The organism is Streptomyces sp. NPDC001137, assembly GCF_040298885.1.
In the GTDB taxonomy this organism is placed as follows: Bacteria; Actinomycetota; Actinomycetes; order Streptomycetales; family Streptomycetaceae; genus Streptomyces.
Genome location: NZ_JBEPBA010000006.1, coordinates 393,176 through 411,659, shown reverse-complemented (window position 1 = coordinate 411,659; position 18,484 = coordinate 393,176). Strand labels below are relative to the sequence as shown.

The following is an 18,484-nucleotide window of genomic DNA, read 5'->3' as shown; positions in this document are numbered from 1 at the left end:
CCACGGCCATGATTCAGGCGGTGGCCGCCTCGTACCGCGGGCGGCCCGTGGTGCGGTAGGTCTGGATGGTCAGGCCTTTCGGGGTGGACCGCAGGTCGACCAGTTCGAGTCCCAGGTCCCGGCCGTCGGCGGCGAAGAGACGGGTGCCCTGGCCGACGACCACGGGATAGGTGAGCAGCACCATCTCGTCGACCAGCCGGTGGTCGAGCAGCCCGCGGATCAGGGTGCCACTGCCCCACACCTGCAGCTCACCGCCCGGCTCGGCGCGCAACGCGCCGATCGCGCCCGCGACGTCGCCGGACAGTACGGTCGTGCGCGCCCATCGCGGGTCGGTGAGCGTGTTCGAGGCGACGTACTTGGGCCGCGTGTTCAGGGCCTCTCCGATGGGGTTCCCCGGATCCATGCCGGCTCCCCAGGAGCCCGCGAAGATCTCGTAGGTCCGTCGGCCGAACAGGAACGCGTCGGCGCGCTGGAAGGCCTGGACGATGAAAGCGGAGGCCTCCTCGTCGAGCAGCGGCGGGGCCCATCCGAAGCGCTCGAATCCACCGCTGCCGTCCTGGTCCGGCGCCTCGGCCTCGGGCCGGGTCCCCGCGTCGATCCGTCGATGTCCTTGCGTCACGCCGTCGACGGAGACGTTCGTGATGGTCGTCAGTTTCATGGGGGCAGTTTCCTGGGAGCCTGGCGCCCGCCGCCGGTGGGCACGCCCGGTTCTCGTCACGGCGACCGCCAACTCCCCCAGCCGATCCGGCTGTTCGCCCCGTCGGGCACCGGTCGAGAACCCGACCCGCCCTGTCGGAAAACCGCCCCCGCAAACCACCGTGACAGGCATGGTTCGGCCACAAAGGGGAAAATGCTATTCCATTAGTGGTATTTACGGCACTTCGGAGCGGCGCGCCGCGTCCGGTACGCGCCCCGAGGCGCACCCCCCGACTCTGCCGCTCTGAAGAACGGCGCAGGTATGAACAACGGGGACGGCGAGTCCGCGAGACCGGTTGCCGCCTGGCGCAGGCAGCTTCGCAGCGCGCGGCAGACCCGCCGGCGCGCCCGGTTGCTGCGCAAGGCGGCACGCCAGGCGATGCCCTGGTGGCGCAGGATGTTCCCCACCTGGCGCATGGTGCTCAGCAGCCTGCTGACCGTGATCCTGCTCGTGGTCGCGGCGTTCTTCGCGCTGTACGTGACCGTCCAGGTTCCCGATCCCAACGCCGCGGCGGTGAGCCAGAGCAACGTCTACTACTACGCCGACGGCACCGAGATCGGCCGCACGGGCGCGGTCAACCGCGAATCGCTGCCGCTGCCGGAGATCGCCGTCAGCATGCAGCACGCCGTGGTCGCCGCGGAGGACCGTACGTTCTATTCCAACAACGGCGTGGACGCCCGCGGCATCCTGCGCGCGGCCTGGAGCACCGTCACCGGCAACGGGCTTCAGGGCGGTTCCACCATCACCCAGCAGTACGTGCGGAACTACTACCTCACCCGCGAGCAGACCCTCGACCGCAAGGTCAGGGAGGCCATCATCGCGATCAAGGTCAACGAGACGCAGAGCAAGGACTCCGTGATGGCCGGGTACCTGAACACGAGTTACTTCGGCCGCAACGCCTACGGCATCCGTGCCGCCGCCCAGGCGTACTACGGCATCCGCGCCTCCCGGCTGAGCGTTCCTCAGAGCGCCTACCTCGCCGCGCTGCTCAAGGCACCCAGCAGTTACGACGTCTCCACGGCGACCCCGGCCCTCAGGGCCGCGGCCGTCGCCCGCTGGAACTACGTCCTGGACGGCATGGTCGACCTGGGCTACCTGGACAAGGACCGGCGCGCCGGAATGACCTTCCCGGAACCGAGCGCGCCCCGGCCCACCCCCGGGGTCGGCGGCCAGGCCGGGTACCTCATCGACATCGCCCGCAAGTACCTGATCGACCACCACATCGTCGACGAGGCCACGCTCGGCTCGGGCGGCTGGCAGATCACCACCACCTTCGTGAAGAAGGACCAGCGGGCGCTGGTCGCCGCGGTGAGGAAGGGCCTGCGGGAGCTGCCGGACACCCGTAAGGCCAGGTCCATCCGGGTCGGCGCGGCATCCGTTGACCCGTCGACGGGACGGATCGTCGCTGCCTACGGCGGACCCGACTACGCCGTCCGCCCCTACAACGACGCCGTCCGCCACGACCTCCAGGTCGGCTCCACCTTCAAGCCGTTCGACCTCGCGGCCGCACTCCAGCACCGCGCCACCACACAGGACGGTCGTGCCATCACCCCCCGAACCCGGTACGACGGCACCAGCCGCCACTGTGTGCAGGGCCTGCCGCGCGGTTTCCACTACTGCCCGCCCAACGAGGACGACCGCGACTACGGCCGGATCAGCCTGCGTACGGCGATGATGAAGTCCGTCAACGCCGTGTACGCGCAGGAGGGCGCCGACGCCGGTCTGGCCCGTGTCCGCAAGGCCGCCGTCGCGGCCGGACTGCCCGCCGACACGCCCGACATGGGCGCCACACCCGCCCTGACCCTCGGTGTGGCCACGCCCAGTCCGCTCGACATGGCCGGCGCGTACGCGACCTTCGACCACCACGGCCGGCGCATCGCTCCGTGGGCGGTGCAGAAGCTCACCCGTGACAACAGGGCGTACGACCTGCCCGGTCATGAGGCCAGCCGGGCGTTCTCCCGCGCCACGGCCGACCAGGTCACCTCGGTGCTGAAGAGCGTCGTCAGCCCCGAGGGCACCGGCTATCTGGCGACCGCCCTGGGCCGGCCGGCCGCGGGCAAGACCGGCACGACGGACGACAACCTCTCGGCGTGGTTCGTCGGTTACACGCCCGAACTGACCACATCCGTGGCCATGTTCGCCGAGAAGCCCACGGACCACACCCGGATCTCGCTCGGCGACGCCGCCGGGATCAGCCGGGTCAACGGCGGCTCCTATCCGACCCGGATCTGGACGGCGTACATGTCCGCCGCGCTGAAAGGCCGACCGGTGCACGACTTCCGGCTCAAGCTGCCCGCGCAGACCCGCAGCCCGCAGACCGAGGCCAGGCCGCACCCCTCGAGCCGGCCCAGCCACCGCACGACCCCCACTCAGAGGCCGACGACTCCCGCCCCTACGACGACTGCGCCCACGCCGCCGCCGAGCACGCCCCCCGCGACCACGACTCCTCCGACGCCCACGCCGACCGAGACCGAACCGCCCACACCCACGGACCCGCCGCCGACCCCGACAACGCCACCGAGCGGGACCGGCACCAGTCCCCCGCCGCCCTGACACAGGCACGTCACGGCCGTTTCGGCGGCTGGATCCACCCCAGGGACCGCTCGACGGCCCGCTTCCAGCTGGCGTACTCCCACTCCCGCCGTTCCGGGTCCATGTCCGGCAGCCATTGGGCGGCCATGTGCCAGTTGCGGCGCAGCACCTGAAGGTCCGGCCAGTAGCCGGACGCGAGCCCCGCCGCGTAGGCGGCGCCCAGCGACACCGTCTCGTGGACGAGGGGCCGTACGACGGGAACGTCGAGCACGTCGGCCAGGATCTGCATGAGCAGATGGTCGGAGGTCATGCCGCCGTCCACCTTGAGCTGCTTCAGGGCGAGCGCGGAGTCGGCGTTCATGGCGTCGACGACCTCGCGGGTCTGCCAGCCGGTGGCCTCCAGGACCGCCCGGGCCAGATGCCCCTTGGTGATGTACGAGGTGAGGCCGACGATGACGCCGCGGGCGTCGCTGCGCCAGTGGGGTGCGAAGAGACCGGAGAAGGCGGGGACGATGTAGCAGCCGCCGTTGTCCTCGACGGTGCGTGCCAGCGTCTCGATCTCGGGTGCGCTGTGGATCAGGCCGAGGCGGTCGCGGAACCACTGGACGAGCGAACCCGTGACGGCCATCGGTCCTTCCAGGGCGTAGACCGTGGGCTGGTCCGCGATCTTGTAGGCGACGGTGGTGAGCAGCCCGTGCTGGGAGCGCACGAGGTCGGTACCGGTGTTCATCACCAGGAAGCTGCCGGTCCCGTACGTGCACTTCGCCTCGCCGGGCGAGAAGCACGTCTGTCCGAACAGGGCCGCCTGCTGGTCGCCGAGGGCAGCCGTGATGGGCACGCCCGGGAGGAGCGAGCGGGCCTCGCCGTAGCGTTCCGCGGAGGGGCGGATCTCGGGCAGCATCGAGCGCGGCACGCCGAAGTAGTCCATCAGGGCTTCGTCCCAGGTCAGCGTGCGGATGTCCATGAGCATGGTGCGGCTGGCGTTGGTGGCGTCGGTGATGTGCAGGCCGCCGTCCGTGCCGCCGGTGAGGTTCCAGATCAGCCAGCTCTCCATCGTGCCGAAGAGCACCTCGCCGTCCCGGGCGCGCTGCTCCAGCCCGTCGACATGGTCGAACAGCCAGCGGATGCGGGGCGCGGAGAAGTACGTCGAAGGGGGCAGGCAGCAGTGTTCGAGGAAGAACTCGTCGCCGGGCTCCGTTCGCAGCTCGTCGACGAGTGGGGCGGTGCGGGTGTCCTGCCAGACGATGGCCCTGCCCAGCGGGGCCCCGGTCCGCGGGTCCCACAGGACCGTCGTCTCACGCTGGTTGGCGATCCCCATGGCCGAGATCTGTCCCGCGTCGACGCCGGCGTTCGAAAGGGCCTCCGGTACGACCCGCTGGAGATTGCGCCAGATCTCGACGGCGTCGTGCTCGACCCAGCCGGGCCTCGGGAAGAACTGCTGGTGCTCCCGCTGGGCGACCGACACCAGCCGTCCGCTGTGGTCGAACAGGATGCATCGCGTGGAGGTGGTGCCCTGGTCGATGGACATCACATACCGCTCAACCATGATCGGCCCTGCCTTCCGATGTGTCGCGGAGGTGCTGGGGACCTACCAGCGGGCCGCGCCCAGGTCTCTGGAGATCGCACGTGCCGCCTCCCGCAACACGGTGATCAGGGCCGGCTGAGGCCGGCCTTTGGTGTCGCAGATCCGCTCGACGGCGCCGGACACCCCGATCGCGCCCACCACCAGACCGCCCTGCCCCCGGATCGGCGCGGCGATTCCGGCTTCGCCCATGCTCATCTCCTGCACCTCGGCGCCCCAGCCGAGATCCCGTATCTCGGCCAGCGCCCGGTTGATCTCCTCCGGGTGCACCAGGGTGTGCCGGGTGTACGGCTCCGGTGCGTCCTCCAGCAGGGCTTCGACGGGCGTGGCTCCGAAGGCCAGCAGGACCTTGCCGAGCGAGGAGGCGTGCAGGGGCAGCAGTGCGCCGACGTCGAGGGTCTGGAGGGTGTCGTCCGGCCGGAAGACGTGGTGGATGACGAGCACCCTGCCCTCCAGGGGCGTGCCCAGGCGTACGGCCTCGCCGCTGCGGGCGGCCAGGGCGTCGGCCCAGTTGATGGAGCGCGACCGCAGTTCGTTGACGTCGAGATAGCTGGTGCCGAGGTGCAGCAGAGCCGCCCCGAGCTGGTACTTTCCGGTCGCCGGGTCCTGCTCTACGAAGTCCACATGTTGCAGGGTGCGCAGGATTCCGTGGGCGGTACCCTTGGCCAGGCCCAACGAGGACGCCACCTCGCCCAGGCCCATCCGACGGGATCCTCCGGCGAGCAGGCGCAGAATTGCCGCCGCTCGCTCGATGGACTGGACTGGGCCGGCCATGAAGCGATGGTAGTCCGAGTTTTTCCGTTTTGGGACTGTCGTTCGGTAATGCCGACCGATGTTCGTTGACCGGCGGGATTTCCCTCTTTAGCGTTCCATCGGCATGCCCGGTCCGCCCATGCGCTTCCCCGAGGAGGAAACATGACAGCAGCGCAGCTCGCCGCCGCGCCCCGCGGGGAAGCCGAACACGTCTTCCCGCTGCCGCACGCGGCGGGAGCCGTCTCGGCCGTACGCCGCCGGATACGCCAGATCCTCACCGACTGGAACCTGGCCGCGGACCTCGCCGAGGATGTGCTGCTGGTGGCCTCGGAGCTGCTCACCAACGCCTTCGTCCACGCCCTGCCCCCGGCGACGGTGAGCCTCTCGCGCCGCGAGGTGGACCGGTGCGGAGCCGTACGCGTCGAGGTGACCGACATGGGACCGGCGAGATCTGCGGGACTGTCCGCTTCCGTCCTCGACCCGGACGAGCACGGCCGGGGCCTCGGCATCGTCACCGCACTGGCGACCCGGTGCGGCGTACGCGTGCACGCGGGCGGGACGAGCCGGTGGGCGGAGCTGCAGGTGGGGCGGGGCTGAGGCACACGACCTTCCGGCCCGGTCGTCAAGCGAGCCAGTTGCGGTGTGCGTTACGACTCGGGTACCGCTCGTCGGCCAGCGCAGCCGGATTCTCCGGCAGATGTCTCGCCTCCCACCATCTCGGCAGATTTGCCGTTGCCGCCGATCATCGCCGAGACGTGAGGATTACGGCCAATGCATCGGTGGTCCGTGCTTCGTCCAGGCGGTCCTTCACGCAACCATGGTCGCGGCCAATCGAGTCGCCGGATGATTCCCCGAGGGCGGAGGGCGCGTATGGACGTTCGGCAGCTGGAGTACTTCCTGGCGATTGTCGATCGCGGTGGATTCAACCGTGCGGCCTCGGCCCTGTACGTGTCGCAGCCGTCCCTGTCACAGGCGGTGCGGGCACTGGAGCGTGATCTCGGTTCCGAGCTTTTCCATCGCATCGGACGCAGAGCGGTGCTGACGGAGGCCGGAAGAGCCCTGATCGAACCTGCCCGGGAGGCGGTACGGAGTCTGCAGACGGCGCGGGCGAGCGTCGCGGCGGTGCACGAGCTACGCGAGGGGCGCCTGGACGTGGCATCCGTGCCCTCGCAGGCGGTGGAACCGCTGACGAGTCTGGTGAGTACCTTCAGCCACCGGTACCCCGGCGTCTCCGTGGCCATCAAAGCGGCGTTCACCGCACGTGATGTCATCGACATGGTGCGCACGGGTGCCGTGGAACTGGGGCTCTTGGCGTCCACCGGGCCGTTCTCCGACAAGGAGGTCGTCGCCTACGCGCTGGAGCGGCAGCGCTTCGTGCTGATGGTGCCGGCCGACGGTCCGTTCGCCGGTCGGAGGGCGGTGGAATGCCACGAGCTTGCCGGGCAGCGGCTGATCGTCGGGCAGCCGGGTACGGGGATGCGCGCCTACGTCGACGCGCTGCGGGAACAGGGCATCGAGTTCACCATCGCCGCCGAGACGGAGCACCGGGTGTCGCTCATGCCGCTGGTGTTGGCCGGGGTGGGGCTCGCGGTGATCATGGATTCCTGGCGGGACCTCGCCCGGCGGCTGGGCGCCCGCGTTCTGGACATCGAGCCGGAGACCAGCTTGGACATCGCTCTCGTCAGCCGCCGCGGCAGCCTGTCGCCGGCAGCCGCCGCGTTCGTCACGGCCGCCACCTCGGCCACCGGCAGCTGACAGGCACCACTGGAGCTGATAGGCGTCGCCTATATGGGATATCCGGTTTGCGTCTTGGACGCCCCACGGACCGCCTTGCTGCAATCAACGGCATGACGACAACCCACCGCATTGCCCTGATCCCCGGCGACGGCATAGGCGCCGAGGTACTGCCCCCAGCACAGCAGGTGCTCGACGTTCTCGGCCGCCGCCACGGCTTCAGCCTGTCCTACACGTCGTACGACTGGTCGTGCGAGCGGTACCTGCGGGAGGGCGCCATGATGCCCACCGATGGGCTCGACCAGCTGCGCGACAAGGACGCGATTCTGCTGGGCGCCGTGGGATACCCGGGAGTGCCCGACCACGTCTCGCTGTGGGGACTGCTGATCCCGATTCGGCGCGGCTTCCGCCAGTACGTCAACCTCCGGCCCATCCGTGTCTTCGAAGGCATCGACAGTCCGGTGCGCGGCGCACGTCCGGGCGAGGTCGACATCGTCGTCGTGCGGGAGAACGCCGAGGGCGAGTACAGCGAGATCGGCGGACGACTGAACCAGGGCACGTCCGAGGAACTGGCCGTCCAGGAAGCGGTGTTCACCCGCGCCGGGGTCACCCGGATCGCCGACTACGCGTTCTCGCTCGCCGCCCGCCGCCGAGGCAGGCTCACCTCCGCCACCAAGTCCAACGGCATCATCCACACCATGCCGTTCTGGGACGAGCTGATCGCCGAACAGGCCGCCGGGCACCCCGACGTCACCTGGGGCCAGGAACACATCGACGCCCTGGCCGCCAAGTTCGTCCTCGACCCCGCCCGCTTCGACGTCGTCGTCGCCTCCAACCTCTTCGGCGACATCCTGAGCGACCTCGCGGCCGCGGTCGCCGGTTCCATCGGCATCGCCCCGTCGGCCAACCTCAACCCCGAGCGGGACTTTCCCTCGATGTTCGAGCCGGTGCACGGTTCCGCGCCCGACATCGCGGGCCAGGGCATCGCCAACCCGCTGGGCGCGATCTGGTCCGCGGCCCTGATGCTCGACCACCTCGGCCATGGAGCCGCGGCCAAGGACATCACGGATGCGATCGCGGCGATTCTGGCCAAGAGCGATACCCGTACCCGTGACCTGGGCGGAACAGCGACCACCGCCGAGTTCACCGAAAAGCTGATCGAGCTCCTCTGAGCCGTCCCCTTCCGCGTGCGCGGCGGAGACGACGCCACCCGCCGCTCGCCGGGCAGTCCACGTCTGCTTTCCACGCGGGGTCGGGGGCCTGATCGTCGTCGACGCTCTTCAGGGCGACGCCGGGTGTGCGCGCCGATCCTCGCCGACGGCGTGAACTCATCGGCGGGGGGTCATGCGCCAGGAGCAGGCGCCTGGCCCGCGTCCAGGACCAGTACCGCGACATGCAAGGACGTGCGCTGCAGCCCGGATTCCAGGTCGCAGCCGAGGAGACGTTCGATGGTGTGCAGGCGCTGGTAGTACGCCTGCCGGGACATCCCGGCGTGTTTCGCGGCGACCGACTTGTTTCCGGCCGCCGCGAGATAGGCGCGCAGTGCCGGGAGCAGATCGCCGTTGTTGCGGTCGTCGTGCTCGATGAGGCGGGTCAGCTGCCGTTCCGCGTACCGCTGAAGACGAGTGTCCGCCCGCAGGACGCCCAGCAGGTCAGGCAACTGGACGTCGGCGGGCACGTAGAACCACCGCTCCGGGGAGGCCGCGGTGATGGCTTCGGCGGTCTGCTCCGCCTCTTGCCACGACCGTGCGATCCCGCCGAGGTCGGTCACCCCGGGGCCGACGGCGACGACCGCCCGCGGTCCGAGTTCTTCCCGGGCCAGCCGGCCGATCCGCTCGGCGACCGGCTGCCAGGCACTCGCCTGTGCCAGTGCCATGAGGACGCCGATCCGGCCCGGGGCCGTCTCGCCGACCAGGGCGCGCACGCCCGTGTGTGTCAGCGCCTTCGCGATCCGTTCGTCGAGGTGCTCGTCCTCGGTGCTGGAGCACGGGTGGCGGATGACCACGGCGAAGAGCCGGTGTCCGGAGGTGGGCAGCCCCAGCGCCTCGGTGCGGGCCCGCGCGTCGGCGGGCGAGCGGAAACGCCGTTCGTACAGGTCTCGCAGTACGGTGCGGTGGGCCCGGCGCTCCCACCAGGCCTGCCCCGCAAGGCGCGCCATGGTCAGTGCGACCGCCGCGCTTTCCAGCACGAGGATGTGTTCGGGGTCGGGCTCGGCGTTGAGCCGGCCCTCCAGCAGGACAAGCCGCCCCCAGGGCCCGTGGTGGTCCTGCACCGGTGCGATCAGCCACCCCTCCGGGCCGCTCGGCGTGATCGTCTCCGGTGTCGGTGCGGCTCGTGAGCGCCGCGACCAGGCCGAGACCACCGGTTCGTACGGCCGACCGAGCAGCTCGCACATGAGGACCCGGTGAGTGAGGTCCTCCAGTACCACGGGCGCTCCGGTGAGCTCCGCGGTGGTGTGCACCAGTTCCTCGGGGTCCGCGCCCCGCAGCGTCAGGGCGGTGAAGATGTTCTGGATGTCCCTGCCGCGGCGCAGCAGGGCCCCCTGGGCGTCGAGGATGAGCGCGTGCACCGTCTGCGTGACGTCGATGAACCGGACGCCACGGGCCAGCTCGACCAGCGGCACGTCGCGAGCGCGGCACGCCGCCACCAGCTCGTGGGGCACCTTCTGGTACCGGTAACCGAGTTCCACGATCAGACCCGCCGCGCCGACGTCCGCGAGCTGGTCGACGTAGCCGCGCAGCTTGGAGGCGTCCTCGGGATGCGGCATGCCGGTCGTCAGTATCAGCTCGCCGCCCTCCAGGAAGTCCGCGGGGTTGAGGAGCTCGGTGACGTGCACCCAGCGCACCGCGCTGTCCAGCCGTGACTCCCCGGCCAGTACGCGCGGCATCCCTTCGGCGAGCACGGGCAGGAGCAGTACCTCCCTCAGAGTAGGGAAGTGCCCGGTTGCGGTGTGTCTGGGCGGCATAGGGGGTCTTTCTTCTGAAGGAATCGGGGTCACCTTGGCACCGGCCACTCATCGTGACAAGAGGCGGCCCGTCATTCGGGCAGTCCGGTCGTCCGCCGTGACAGACCGTCTCGAGAAGGCCCCAAGCCGGAACACAGTGTGGGTTGACCTGCAGGTTCCGCCGGGCGGAAAGTGAACGCCATCCCCAGCAGGAGCCGAACTGCAAAGGTCCGCACGGTATCCGCAGCGTGCTGGGGCCCGACTGCCACCCAGACCACACCATCGAGAGGAGCGACCTCATGCGCATCCCGAAGCGCGTCGCCGTGATCGGTGCCGGCAGCATGGGCAGCCAGGCCATGTGGCGGCTTGCCGCCCGCGGAGCCGAGGTCATCGGCTACGACCGGTACGCACCGGGTCACGACCGCGGCGCGGCCGGGGGCGAGAGCCGTATCTACCGAGCCGTCCACCTCGGGGAGCCCGCGTACATTCCTCTGCTGCGGCTGGCGGACCGGATGTGGGAGCAACTGCAGGCGGAGACCGGCCGGTCGCTGCGGCGCCGCAGCGGCAGCCTGGTGATGGGGGAGGCCTCCTCACCGTCCATGAGGCTCCTCCTCTCCACCAGCACCGCCCAGGGACTGGATCACGAGGTCCTGGAGAGGGAGGAACTCGCCCGCCGCTACCCGCAGCACCGGCTCCCGGACGGACACATCGCCGTCCTGGACCGGTTGGGCGCCGTCATCAGGCCGGAGGCGTCCATCCAGGCCGCCGCCGGCCGTGCCGAGCACCTGGGCGCCAGGCTGCACCGCTACACCACGGTGCGCGAGGTCGTCGCCGTGGCGGGCGGCGGGGTGCGGGTCGTCACCGACCAGGGGACGGACCACGTGGACGTCGCCGTGGTGACCGTGGGCCCCTGGATCAACACCCTGCTCCCGGGCCTTCCCCAAGCCGTCGACGTACGGCGGGTGGTCTGCTCCTGGCACCTGCCCACCCGTCACGACTGGTTCGCGGGCGGTGCCCCTCCGTTCGTGCGCGCCGTACCGCACGACTGCTTCGGAATCCCGTCACCCGACGGCATCTCCGTCAAGCTCGGTCTCTCCTTCAAGTACCACGCGCCGGTGCCCGAGCCCGAACAGCTCGACCGCACGGTCCGCCCCGAGGAACTCGGCACCTTCCGCGAGCTCATCGATGAACTCATGCCCGACCTGAACCCCGACCCCATCAGGATGTCGGCCTATATGGAGGGCTACACGCAGTCCGGAAACCCGCTCGTCGGTCATCTCCCCGGCGAGGACGACATCATCGTCATGGCCGGGTTCTCCGGCAGCGGCTTCAAGATCGCGCCCGCGATGGGAGAGATCGCCGCAGACCTGGCACTCGACGGCACCACCCGGCACCCGGTCGGCTTCCTCGCTCCGGCGGGTGTCGGCGCCGCCTGATCGCCGACGATCGTCCACCGCATCGCCCCGCACACCGACACACCTGTCGCGAGCATGCCAAAAGGCAGTCCGTGTCGGCCATGACCGGTTACCCACGCACAAGAGACTGGAGTACGTCCATGCGACCCATCCCCTCGTTCCAGTTCCGCCCTAAGTACGTCTCGTTCGACTGCTACGGCACGTTGATCGAGTGGCCGATGACCCCCATCACCCGTGAACTCGTCGGTGACCAGATCCCGGCCGAGCACTGGGACCAGTTCGTCAAGGAGTTCCGCGGCTACCGCTACGACTCGATCCTCGACGCGTTCCGCCCCTACGAGCAGACGCTTCAGGACGCCTTCGAGGCGGTCTGCCGCAAGTGGGGCGTGAAGGCGGCCCCGGACGCCGGCAAGCGGTTGGCCGACGGCGTGCGCAGCTGGGGCCCGCACGCGGATGTGCCGGAACCGCTGAAGAAGATGGGCGAGCACTACAAGCTGGTGATCCTCTCCAACGCCGAGGACTCCTTCCTCGCGGAGAGCGTGCCCCGGCTCGGCGCGGACTTCCACGCGGTCTTCACCGCGGAGCAGGCCGGCTACTACAAGCCCCGCTACGCGGCGTTCGAGTACATGCTCGACCAGCTCGACGCGTCCCCCGAGGACTTCGTGCACGTCTCCTCGCACACCCGCTACGACCTGATGCCGATGCACGACCTGGGTTTCCGCAACCTCGTCCTCCTGGACCGCGGCTACGACCCGGTCACCCACGGCTACGACTACGTGACCGTCAAGTCCCTCGACGAGCTCAACCAGATGCTGGGCATCTGACGCGCCACCACGCCGTCTCACCCCCCGGACCGACCCACACATCGTCCCCCCGCAGATCGGGCTCCCCGTACCCCCGCATCACGGCCCCACCCGCATCCGTCGCATCCCTCGCATCACCGGCTCCCCGTATCCCCGCGTTCCCCAGGAGGCACCGCCATGGAAATCAACCGGACAGGCCGCAGAACCGTACGCCGCACCGCAGGCGCCGTAGCGGCAGCCATGCAGGTCAACAGGCAGTTGAGCATCCCGCTCGTCACGACCGCCCTGGCCCTCGCGCTCGCCGCGTGCGGGGCCGGCGCCACCGGGCAGAACGTGGGGGCGAAGAGCACGGCACAGGGCGCAGGATCCGGCCCGTCCGCCGAGCACACCGACGACATCTCGGTCGGTGTGAAGCCCGACCAGAACGCGGTGAAGCTGCTGCCCGCGGCGGTGAAGGCCAAGGGCACCCTCTCGGTGCCCATGGACCTGTCGTACCCGCCCACCACCTTCATGGCATCGGACAACAAGACCCCGATCGGATTCAACCCGGACATCGCCCGGCTGATCGCCGCCAAGCTCGGCCTGAAGCTCCAGATCAACAACGTCAAGTTCGACACCATCATCACCGGACTGCAGGCCAACCGGTACGACTTCACCGCCTCCACCATGGGCGCCACGACGGACCGGCTGAAGGCGCTCGACATGGTCGACTATTTCAAGGCCGGGACGGGAGTGTCCGTCCCCTACGGCAATCCGCAGAAGCTGGGCACCCACACGCTGTGCGGGCACCACGTCGGTGTCACGTCCGGCAGCACCCAGGAGCTGCAGTGGCTGCCCCAGCTGTCGAAGCAGGACTGTACGAGCAAGGGCAAGCCGCCCATCAAGGCCGTGACCCTGCCCAGCGTGAACGACGCTCTCACCCAACTGGTCTCCAAGCGGATCGACGCGGTGATGTACGACTTCGTCGCGCTCGAGTGGGCGGCCACGCAGCAGCCCAAGACGTTCGACGTCCTCAAGCCCCTGGTGACCACCAAGCCCGTGACCGTCGCCCTGAAGAAGGACTCCCCGCTCACCCCGGCGGTGAAGGCCGCCCTCCAGTCGATCATCGACAGTCCCAAGTACGCCCAGGCGCTGGGCCGCTGGGGGCTGCAGGACCTGGGGATCAAGACCGCGGCCTCGGCCGTCCCGCAGGACTGAGACGCCGATGGACGTGATCGAGACCTCGACGACCAGGAGCGAACCGGTGCCACAGCTACGGGCCGAGGAGAAGAAGCGGATCACGCCGAAACGTCCGCGCGACTATGTCGCCTGGGCCGTCGCCATCGCGATCGTCGCCGGCCTGGTGTGGACCGCGGTGACGAACGAGAACTATCGCTGGCCCGTGGTGTTCAGCTACTTCACCACGCAGACCATCCTCAACGGCCTGCTGGTCACGCTGCTCCTGACGGCGGCGAGCATGGGTCTGGGCACGCTGCTGGGGCTGGTGCTGGCGGTGATGCGCATGTCGCACCAGCGGCCCGTCTCCGGGCTGGCCCAGCTCTACATCACCTTCTTCCGCGGCACCCCGGTGCTCGTGCAGCTGGTCTTCTGGTTCAACATCGCGGCGCTGTACCCGAACCTCTCGATCGGCATCCCCTTCACCGACATCTCAACACCGGTGAACGTGAACGCGATCATGACGCCGATGACCGCGGCCATCGTGGGACTGACGCTCAACCAGGCCGCCTACATGTCCGAGATCATCCGCGGCGGGTTCGCCTCCGTCAGCCGCGGACAGCACGAGGCCGCGGAGTCCCTGGGCATGTCGGGGTTCACCAAGCTCCGCCACGTGATCATCCCGCAGACGATGCCGGCGATCATCCCCGCCACCGGCAACCAGGTGATCGGCATGCTCAAGGAGACCTCGCTGGTGAGCGTGCTCGGCGTCGCCGATCTGCTGCAGAGCGCCCAAGCGATCTACGCCCGCACCTACCAGACGATCCCGCTGCTGATCGTGGCCAGCCTCTGGTACCTGATCATGACGCTGGTGCTGAGCGTGCCGCAGTCCATGATCGAGCGCCGTTTCTCCCGCTCCACCCGGGCGCGGCTGACCCCGGCCGTCACCTCGGCCGAGCCCGGGACCGGTCAACTCGTTCCCCCTACGAGGGAGTCGCTGCTGTGAACCCGGACGGAACGATCGTCGCACGCAAGCTGTGCAAGAGCTTCGGACGTCACCAGGTCCTGCGTGACATCGACCTGACCGTCGCGGCCGGGGAGATCTCCTGCATCATCGGGCCGAGCGGCTCGGGCAAATCAACCCTGCTGCGGTGCATCAACGGGCTGGAGACCGTCGACCGCGGAGTCCTCAAGGTCAACGGAGAGGACTTCGGCTACGTCGAGAAGGACGACGCCTACCACGCCGTACGCCCAAAGCGGCTGGCCGAACAGCGCGCCCGTATCGGGATGGTGTTCCAGCAGTTCAACCTGTTCCCCAACATGACCGCCGAGAGCAACGTCATGTCCGGACCGGTGCTGGTGCAGAAGAAGGACCGCGCCTCCTGCCGGGAGCAGGCACAGCAACTGCTGGCCAGGGTCGGCCTGGAGGGGTGCGGCCACAAGTACCCCGCGCAGCTCTCCGGCGGCCAGCAGCAGCGCGTGGCCATCGCCCGCGCGCTGGCGATGGAACCCACCATCATGCTGTTCGACGAACCCACCAGCGCGCTGGACCCCGAACGCGTGGGCGAAGTACTCGCCGTCATGCGCGACCTCGCCGGCAACGGAATGACCATGCTGCTCGTCACCCACGAGATGGCCTTCGCCCGCGAGGTCGCCGACGAAGTCCTGTTCATGGACGAAGGCATCGCGGTCGAACGCGGGGACGCACGCGAAGTGCTGGCCAACCCCCGCGAGAAGCGCACGCAGGCCTTCCTCGAAAGGGTGCTGTAGAAGCGGCTGGTCACGTGGAAGCGGCCTTGCCGCGGCAAGCGTGGAGAAGTCGCCGGCCGACCGCGATTGACGCGATGTCCGCCCTTGCCCATCCGCGTCTTCAACACCTCCAGTTCGACGTCGAACTGACCGTCACCGTCGTCAGCGCGCCCCTCATCGCCTCCGTCCGCAAGCTCGGTGGCAACAGGACAGTCAGCACGTCCTGCCGGCACCGCCCCCATCCCGGCCTTCCCTCCGACACGGGCCGCGCAGGCGCTCAGAGCGCGATCCGGCCCCGCTCCCCGGTCACCCCCCTCACTTCGAAACTCCCCGCTAAGGACCCGACATGAAGACGATTCCCTACTGGATAGAAACCGCCGGGGCGTTTCCCGACCGATCCGGCAAGCCGCTGACCGAGGACACCGACCTGGTCGTCATCGGCGCCGGCCTGACGGGTCTGTCCACCGCCCTGCACTCCGCCCGCAAGGGCGCCCGCGTCACCCTCGTCGAGAAGGGGCAGATCGGCTCCGGTGCCTCCGCCCGCAACGGAGGCATGGCCAACCTGGGCTTCACCATCGGCGTGGGCCAGGCCATCCGCCGGTACGGACTCGAACGGGCCCGCGAGATCTACAACTCCTACGGCGAGGCCGTGAACACCGTCGAACGGCTCGTGAACGAGGAATCCATCGACTGCCAGTTCCGCCGCGTCGGACGCCTGGGCGTCGCGTCCCGCCCCGCCCACTTCGAGAGCAAGAAGGCCCAACACCGCGACCTGGCCAAGTACTTCGGACACAAGACCACCCTGGTCGGCAAGGCCGAGCTGCGTACCGAGATCGGATCCGACGCCTACCACGGCGGCCTGCTCGACCCGTTCAGCGCCGCCCTGCACGTCGGCCGCTTCGTGCGCGGCATGGCCGAGGCGTGCGAGCGCACCGGCGTCGAGATCCACGAGCGCAACGCGGCCATCGGCGTACGGCGTACCGCAGCAGGCCGGTTCGAGGTCAGCACCGAGCGCGGTGTGATCCGTGCCGGGCAGGTCATGATGGCCACCGACGCCTACACCGACAAGAACTTCCCGTGGCTGCGCCGCCAGCAGGTATGCGTGGGCAGCTTCATCATCGTCACCGAGCCGCTCGGCGAGGAACTCGCCCGGGACATCATCCCCAAGGCCCGCCTCATCGTCGACTCCAACAAGGTCTGCCACTACTTCCGGCTCACCCCGGACAACCGGCTGCTGTTCGGCGGCCGCGCCCGCTTCGCACCGTCCGACCCCACCTCGGACAAGAAGAGCGGGGCCGTCCTGTTCCGTGAGATGTGCGGAATCTTCCCCCAGCTCTCCCGCACAAAGATCGAGTACGTATGGGGCGGCTCCGTCGGCTTCGCCATGGACCGCATCGTGCACGCCGGGCAGACCGACGTCGGCGTCTACTACTCCATGGGATACGCCGGCCACGGCGTGCAGATGGCCACCCACATGGGGCAGGTCATGGCCGAGGTGATGGACGGCCACCCCGAGGTCAACCCCGTCCGCGACATCGCCCCGCCCCGCATCCCTCTCTACAACGGCACCGCCTGGTTCCTGCCCTTCGCGGGCGCCTACTACAAGACGCTCGACCGCATCCGCTGACCGGTCGGCAGCCCCTCTGCACCCACAAGGAGATACCCACGATGACTGTCGTCCGTGATGTTCCCAAGCAGCTGTTCATCGGCGGCGATTGGCGGGACGCGGAGTCCGGCCGAACCCTGGCCGTCGACAACCCGGCCACCGGCGAGGAACTGTGCCAGGTCGCCGACGCCTCACCCGGCGACGGCCAGCGGGCCCTTGAAGCGGCGGTCGCCGCGCAGGCCGCCTGGGCCGCCACTCCACCGCGCGTGCGCAGCGAGATCCTGCGTCGCGCCTACGACATCATCATCGCGCGCACAGAGGACCTCGCGCTGCTGATGACCCTGGAGATGGGAAAGCCCCTGGCCGAGGCGCGTGCCGAGGTCGCCTACGGCGCCGAGTTCTTCCGCTGGTTCTCCGAGGAAGCCGTCCGTGTCGACGGCGGCATGATGACCGCCCCCGACGGCAGGAACCGTCTGCTGGTCACCCGTCAGCCCGTGGGACCCTGTCTGCTCATCACTCCGTGGAACTTCCCTCTGGCCATGGGCACCCGCAAGATCGGCCCCGCCATCGCCGCCGGCTGCACCATCGTCCTCAAACCCGCCCCGCAGACGCCCCTGACCAGCCTTGTCCTGGCTCAGATCCTCACCGAAGCGGGACTGCCGGCCGGTGTGCTGAACGTCGTCACCACCTCCGACGCCGCCGGCGTCGTCGAACCCCTGCTGCGCGGCGGGCAGATCCGGAAGCTGTCCTTCACCGGCTCTACCCAGGTCGGCAGGATCCTGCTGGCCCAGTGCGCCGACACCGTCATCCGCACCTCCATGGAACTGGGCGGCAACGCCCCGCTCCTCGTCTTCGACGACGCCGACCTCGACGTGGCCGTCGAGGGCACCATGGTCGCCAAGATGCGCAACATGGGCGAGTCCTGCTGCGCGGCCAACCGCATCTTCGTCCACACCTCCGTCGCCGACGAGTTCGCCCAACGCCTTACCGCCCGCATGGCCGCCCTCACCGTCGGGCCCGGCGCCGAACCCGGCACCGACGTCGGTCCCCTCATCGATGTCGTCGGCCGCAGCAAGGCACACGACCTCGTGCGGGACGCAGTCAAGCGCGGTGCCACCGTCCTGACCGGGGGTGAACTCCCAGAGGGCCCCGGCTGCTTCTACCCGCCCACCGTCCTCACCGGCATCGCCCCCGACTCCGCGATCATCGACTCCGAGATCTTCGGCCCGGTCGCCGCGATCCGCACCTTCGCGACCGAGGACGAGGCCGTCGCCGCCGCCAACGACACCGAATTCGGCCTGGCCGCCTACCTGTTCACCCAGAACCTCGACCGTGCCCTGCGAGTCGCCGAACGCCTCGAAAGCGGCATGATCGGCATCAACACCGGACTGGTCTCCAACCCCGCCGCCCCCTTCGGCGGCGTCAAACAGTCCGGCCTGGGCCGCGAAGGCGGACGCGTCGGCATCGACGAGTTCCTGGAGTACAAGTACCTGGCCGTCCCCGTCGGAGCCTGA

The 18,484-nt window shown here is 69.4% G+C and carries 15 protein-coding genes; 11 read left to right on the top strand and 4 right to left on the bottom strand.

All coding sequences use genetic code 11. The features are described from left to right. Positions 1 to 13: 13 nt before the first annotated feature. Positions 14 to 658, bottom strand: coding sequence for a dihydrofolate reductase family protein (locus ABT254_RS15370; protein WP_351469046.1), 645 nt, complete (start codon positions 656 to 658; stop codon positions 14 to 16). Positions 659 to 958: 300 nt separating this feature from the next. Here ABT254_RS15370 and ABT254_RS15365 point away from each other — a divergent pair, with 300 nt between their 5' ends. Beyond that, on the top strand, positions 959 to 3,250 hold the full coding sequence (locus ABT254_RS15365; RefSeq protein WP_351469044.1) for a transglycosylase domain-containing protein: 2,292 nt from the start codon (positions 959 to 961) through the stop codon (positions 3,248 to 3,250). A 10-nt stretch (positions 3,251 to 3,260) separates the two neighbouring features. Here ABT254_RS15365 and glpK read toward each other — a convergent pair whose 3' ends face one another. Together glpK and ABT254_RS15355 are read right to left on the bottom strand one after the other, a co-directional pair. Continuing rightward, positions 3,261 to 4,775 (bottom strand): glycerol kinase GlpK, encoded by a 1,515-nt coding sequence (glpK, locus tag ABT254_RS15360; RefSeq protein ID WP_351469041.1) that lies wholly within the window; start codon positions 4,773 to 4,775, stop codon positions 3,261 to 3,263. A gap of 42 nt (positions 4,776 to 4,817) precedes the next feature. Then, positions 4,818 to 5,585 (bottom strand): IclR family transcriptional regulator, encoded by a 768-nt coding sequence (locus tag ABT254_RS15355; protein ID WP_351469038.1) that lies wholly within the window; start codon positions 5,583 to 5,585, stop codon positions 4,818 to 4,820. A 141-nt stretch (positions 5,586 to 5,726) separates the two neighbouring features. On the opposite strand from ABT254_RS15355, the gene ABT254_RS15350 reads away from it, so the two are divergent. The 3 genes from ABT254_RS15350 to ABT254_RS15340 all read left to right on the top strand — a co-directional run bounded on the left by ABT254_RS15350 (position 5,727) and on the right by ABT254_RS15340 (position 8,470). Continuing rightward, complete coding sequence (locus tag ABT254_RS15350; RefSeq protein ID WP_351469035.1) at positions 5,727 to 6,161, top strand: ATP-binding protein; 435 nt, start codon at positions 5,727 to 5,729, stop codon at positions 6,159 to 6,161. Positions 6,162 to 6,434: 273 nt separating this feature from the next. Beyond that, positions 6,435 to 7,319 (top strand): LysR family transcriptional regulator, encoded by an 885-nt coding sequence (locus tag ABT254_RS15345; RefSeq protein ID WP_351469032.1) that lies wholly within the window; start codon positions 6,435 to 6,437, stop codon positions 7,317 to 7,319. A 92-nt stretch (positions 7,320 to 7,411) separates the two neighbouring features. Then, on the top strand, positions 7,412 to 8,470 hold the full coding sequence (locus ABT254_RS15340; protein WP_351469029.1) for a tartrate dehydrogenase: 1,059 nt from the start codon (positions 7,412 to 7,414) through the stop codon (positions 8,468 to 8,470). A 170-nt stretch (positions 8,471 to 8,640) separates the two neighbouring features. On the opposite strand, the gene ABT254_RS15335 is transcribed toward ABT254_RS15340, so the two are convergent. Continuing rightward, positions 8,641 to 10,263: a PucR family transcriptional regulator gene (locus tag ABT254_RS15335; protein WP_351469026.1), complete on the bottom strand. Its 1,623-nt coding sequence runs from the start codon at positions 10,261 to 10,263 to the stop codon at positions 8,641 to 8,643. 278 nt (positions 10,264 to 10,541) lie between these two features. On the opposite strand from ABT254_RS15335, the gene solA reads away from it, so the two are divergent. From solA to ABT254_RS15300, 7 genes are all read left to right on the top strand, one after another. Further along, positions 10,542 to 11,678, top strand: a complete 1,137-nt coding sequence (gene solA / locus ABT254_RS15330) for an N-methyl-L-tryptophan oxidase (RefSeq protein ID WP_351469023.1) — start codon at positions 10,542 to 10,544, stop codon at positions 11,676 to 11,678. Positions 11,679 to 11,797: 119 nt separating this feature from the next. Then, positions 11,798 to 12,481 (top strand): haloacid dehalogenase type II, encoded by a 684-nt coding sequence (locus tag ABT254_RS15325; protein ID WP_351469020.1) that lies wholly within the window; start codon positions 11,798 to 11,800, stop codon positions 12,479 to 12,481. A 156-nt stretch (positions 12,482 to 12,637) separates the two neighbouring features. After that, entirely contained in the window at positions 12,638 to 13,657 is a 1,020-nt protein-coding gene (locus ABT254_RS15320) for an ABC transporter substrate-binding protein (protein WP_351469017.1), read from the top strand. Positions 13,658 to 13,664: 7 nt separating this feature from the next. Beyond that, complete coding sequence (locus ABT254_RS15315) at positions 13,665 to 14,621, top strand: amino acid ABC transporter permease (protein ID WP_351469014.1); 957 nt, start codon at positions 13,665 to 13,667, stop codon at positions 14,619 to 14,621. Then, positions 14,618 to 15,385, top strand: coding sequence for an amino acid ABC transporter ATP-binding protein (locus ABT254_RS15310; RefSeq protein WP_351469011.1), 768 nt, complete (start codon positions 14,618 to 14,620; stop codon positions 15,383 to 15,385). The genes ABT254_RS15315 and ABT254_RS15310 overlap by 4 nt, the downstream gene beginning before the upstream one ends. Before the next feature lie 325 nt (positions 15,386 to 15,710). Further along, entirely contained in the window at positions 15,711 to 16,991 is a 1,281-nt protein-coding gene (locus ABT254_RS15305; RefSeq protein WP_351469008.1) for an NAD(P)/FAD-dependent oxidoreductase, read from the top strand. Positions 16,992 to 17,032: 41 nt separating this feature from the next. Then, positions 17,033 to 18,484, top strand: a complete 1,452-nt coding sequence (locus ABT254_RS15300; protein WP_351469005.1) for an NAD-dependent succinate-semialdehyde dehydrogenase — start codon at positions 17,033 to 17,035, stop codon at positions 18,482 to 18,484.

What these genes read in the sequence shown, in the direction of transcription:
- ABT254_RS15335 (WP_351469026.1), bottom strand. Translation starts at nt 10,263, where the DNA reads ATGCCGCCCAGACACACCGCAACCGGGCACTTCCCTACTCTGAGGGAG.
- ABT254_RS15365 (WP_351469044.1), top strand. Translation starts at nt 959, where the DNA reads ATGAACAACGGGGACGGCGAGTCCGCGAGACCGGTTGCCGCCTGGCGC.
- ABT254_RS15300 (WP_351469005.1), top strand. Translation starts at nt 17,033, where the DNA reads ATGACTGTCGTCCGTGATGTTCCCAAGCAGCTGTTCATCGGCGGCGAT.
- glpK (WP_351469041.1), bottom strand. Translation starts at nt 4,775, where the DNA reads ATGGTTGAGCGGTATGTGATGTCCATCGACCAGGGCACCACCTCCACG.
- ABT254_RS15305 (WP_351469008.1), top strand. Translation starts at nt 15,711, where the DNA reads ATGAAGACGATTCCCTACTGGATAGAAACCGCCGGGGCGTTTCCCGAC.
- ABT254_RS15355 (WP_351469038.1), bottom strand. Translation starts at nt 5,585, where the DNA reads ATGGCCGGCCCAGTCCAGTCCATCGAGCGAGCGGCGGCAATTCTGCGC.
- ABT254_RS15345 (WP_351469032.1), top strand. Translation starts at nt 6,435, where the DNA reads ATGGACGTTCGGCAGCTGGAGTACTTCCTGGCGATTGTCGATCGCGGT.
- solA (WP_351469023.1), top strand. Translation starts at nt 10,542, where the DNA reads ATGCGCATCCCGAAGCGCGTCGCCGTGATCGGTGCCGGCAGCATGGGC.
- ABT254_RS15320 (WP_351469017.1), top strand. Translation starts at nt 12,638, where the DNA reads ATGGAAATCAACCGGACAGGCCGCAGAACCGTACGCCGCACCGCAGGC.
- ABT254_RS15370 (WP_351469046.1), bottom strand. Translation starts at nt 658, where the DNA reads ATGAAACTGACGACCATCACGAACGTCTCCGTCGACGGCGTGACGCAA.
- ABT254_RS15340 (WP_351469029.1), top strand. Translation starts at nt 7,412, where the DNA reads ATGACGACAACCCACCGCATTGCCCTGATCCCCGGCGACGGCATAGGC.
- ABT254_RS15350 (WP_351469035.1), top strand. Translation starts at nt 5,727, where the DNA reads ATGACAGCAGCGCAGCTCGCCGCCGCGCCCCGCGGGGAAGCCGAACAC.
- ABT254_RS15325 (WP_351469020.1), top strand. Translation starts at nt 11,798, where the DNA reads ATGCGACCCATCCCCTCGTTCCAGTTCCGCCCTAAGTACGTCTCGTTC.
- ABT254_RS15315 (WP_351469014.1), top strand. Translation starts at nt 13,665, where the DNA reads ATGGACGTGATCGAGACCTCGACGACCAGGAGCGAACCGGTGCCACAG.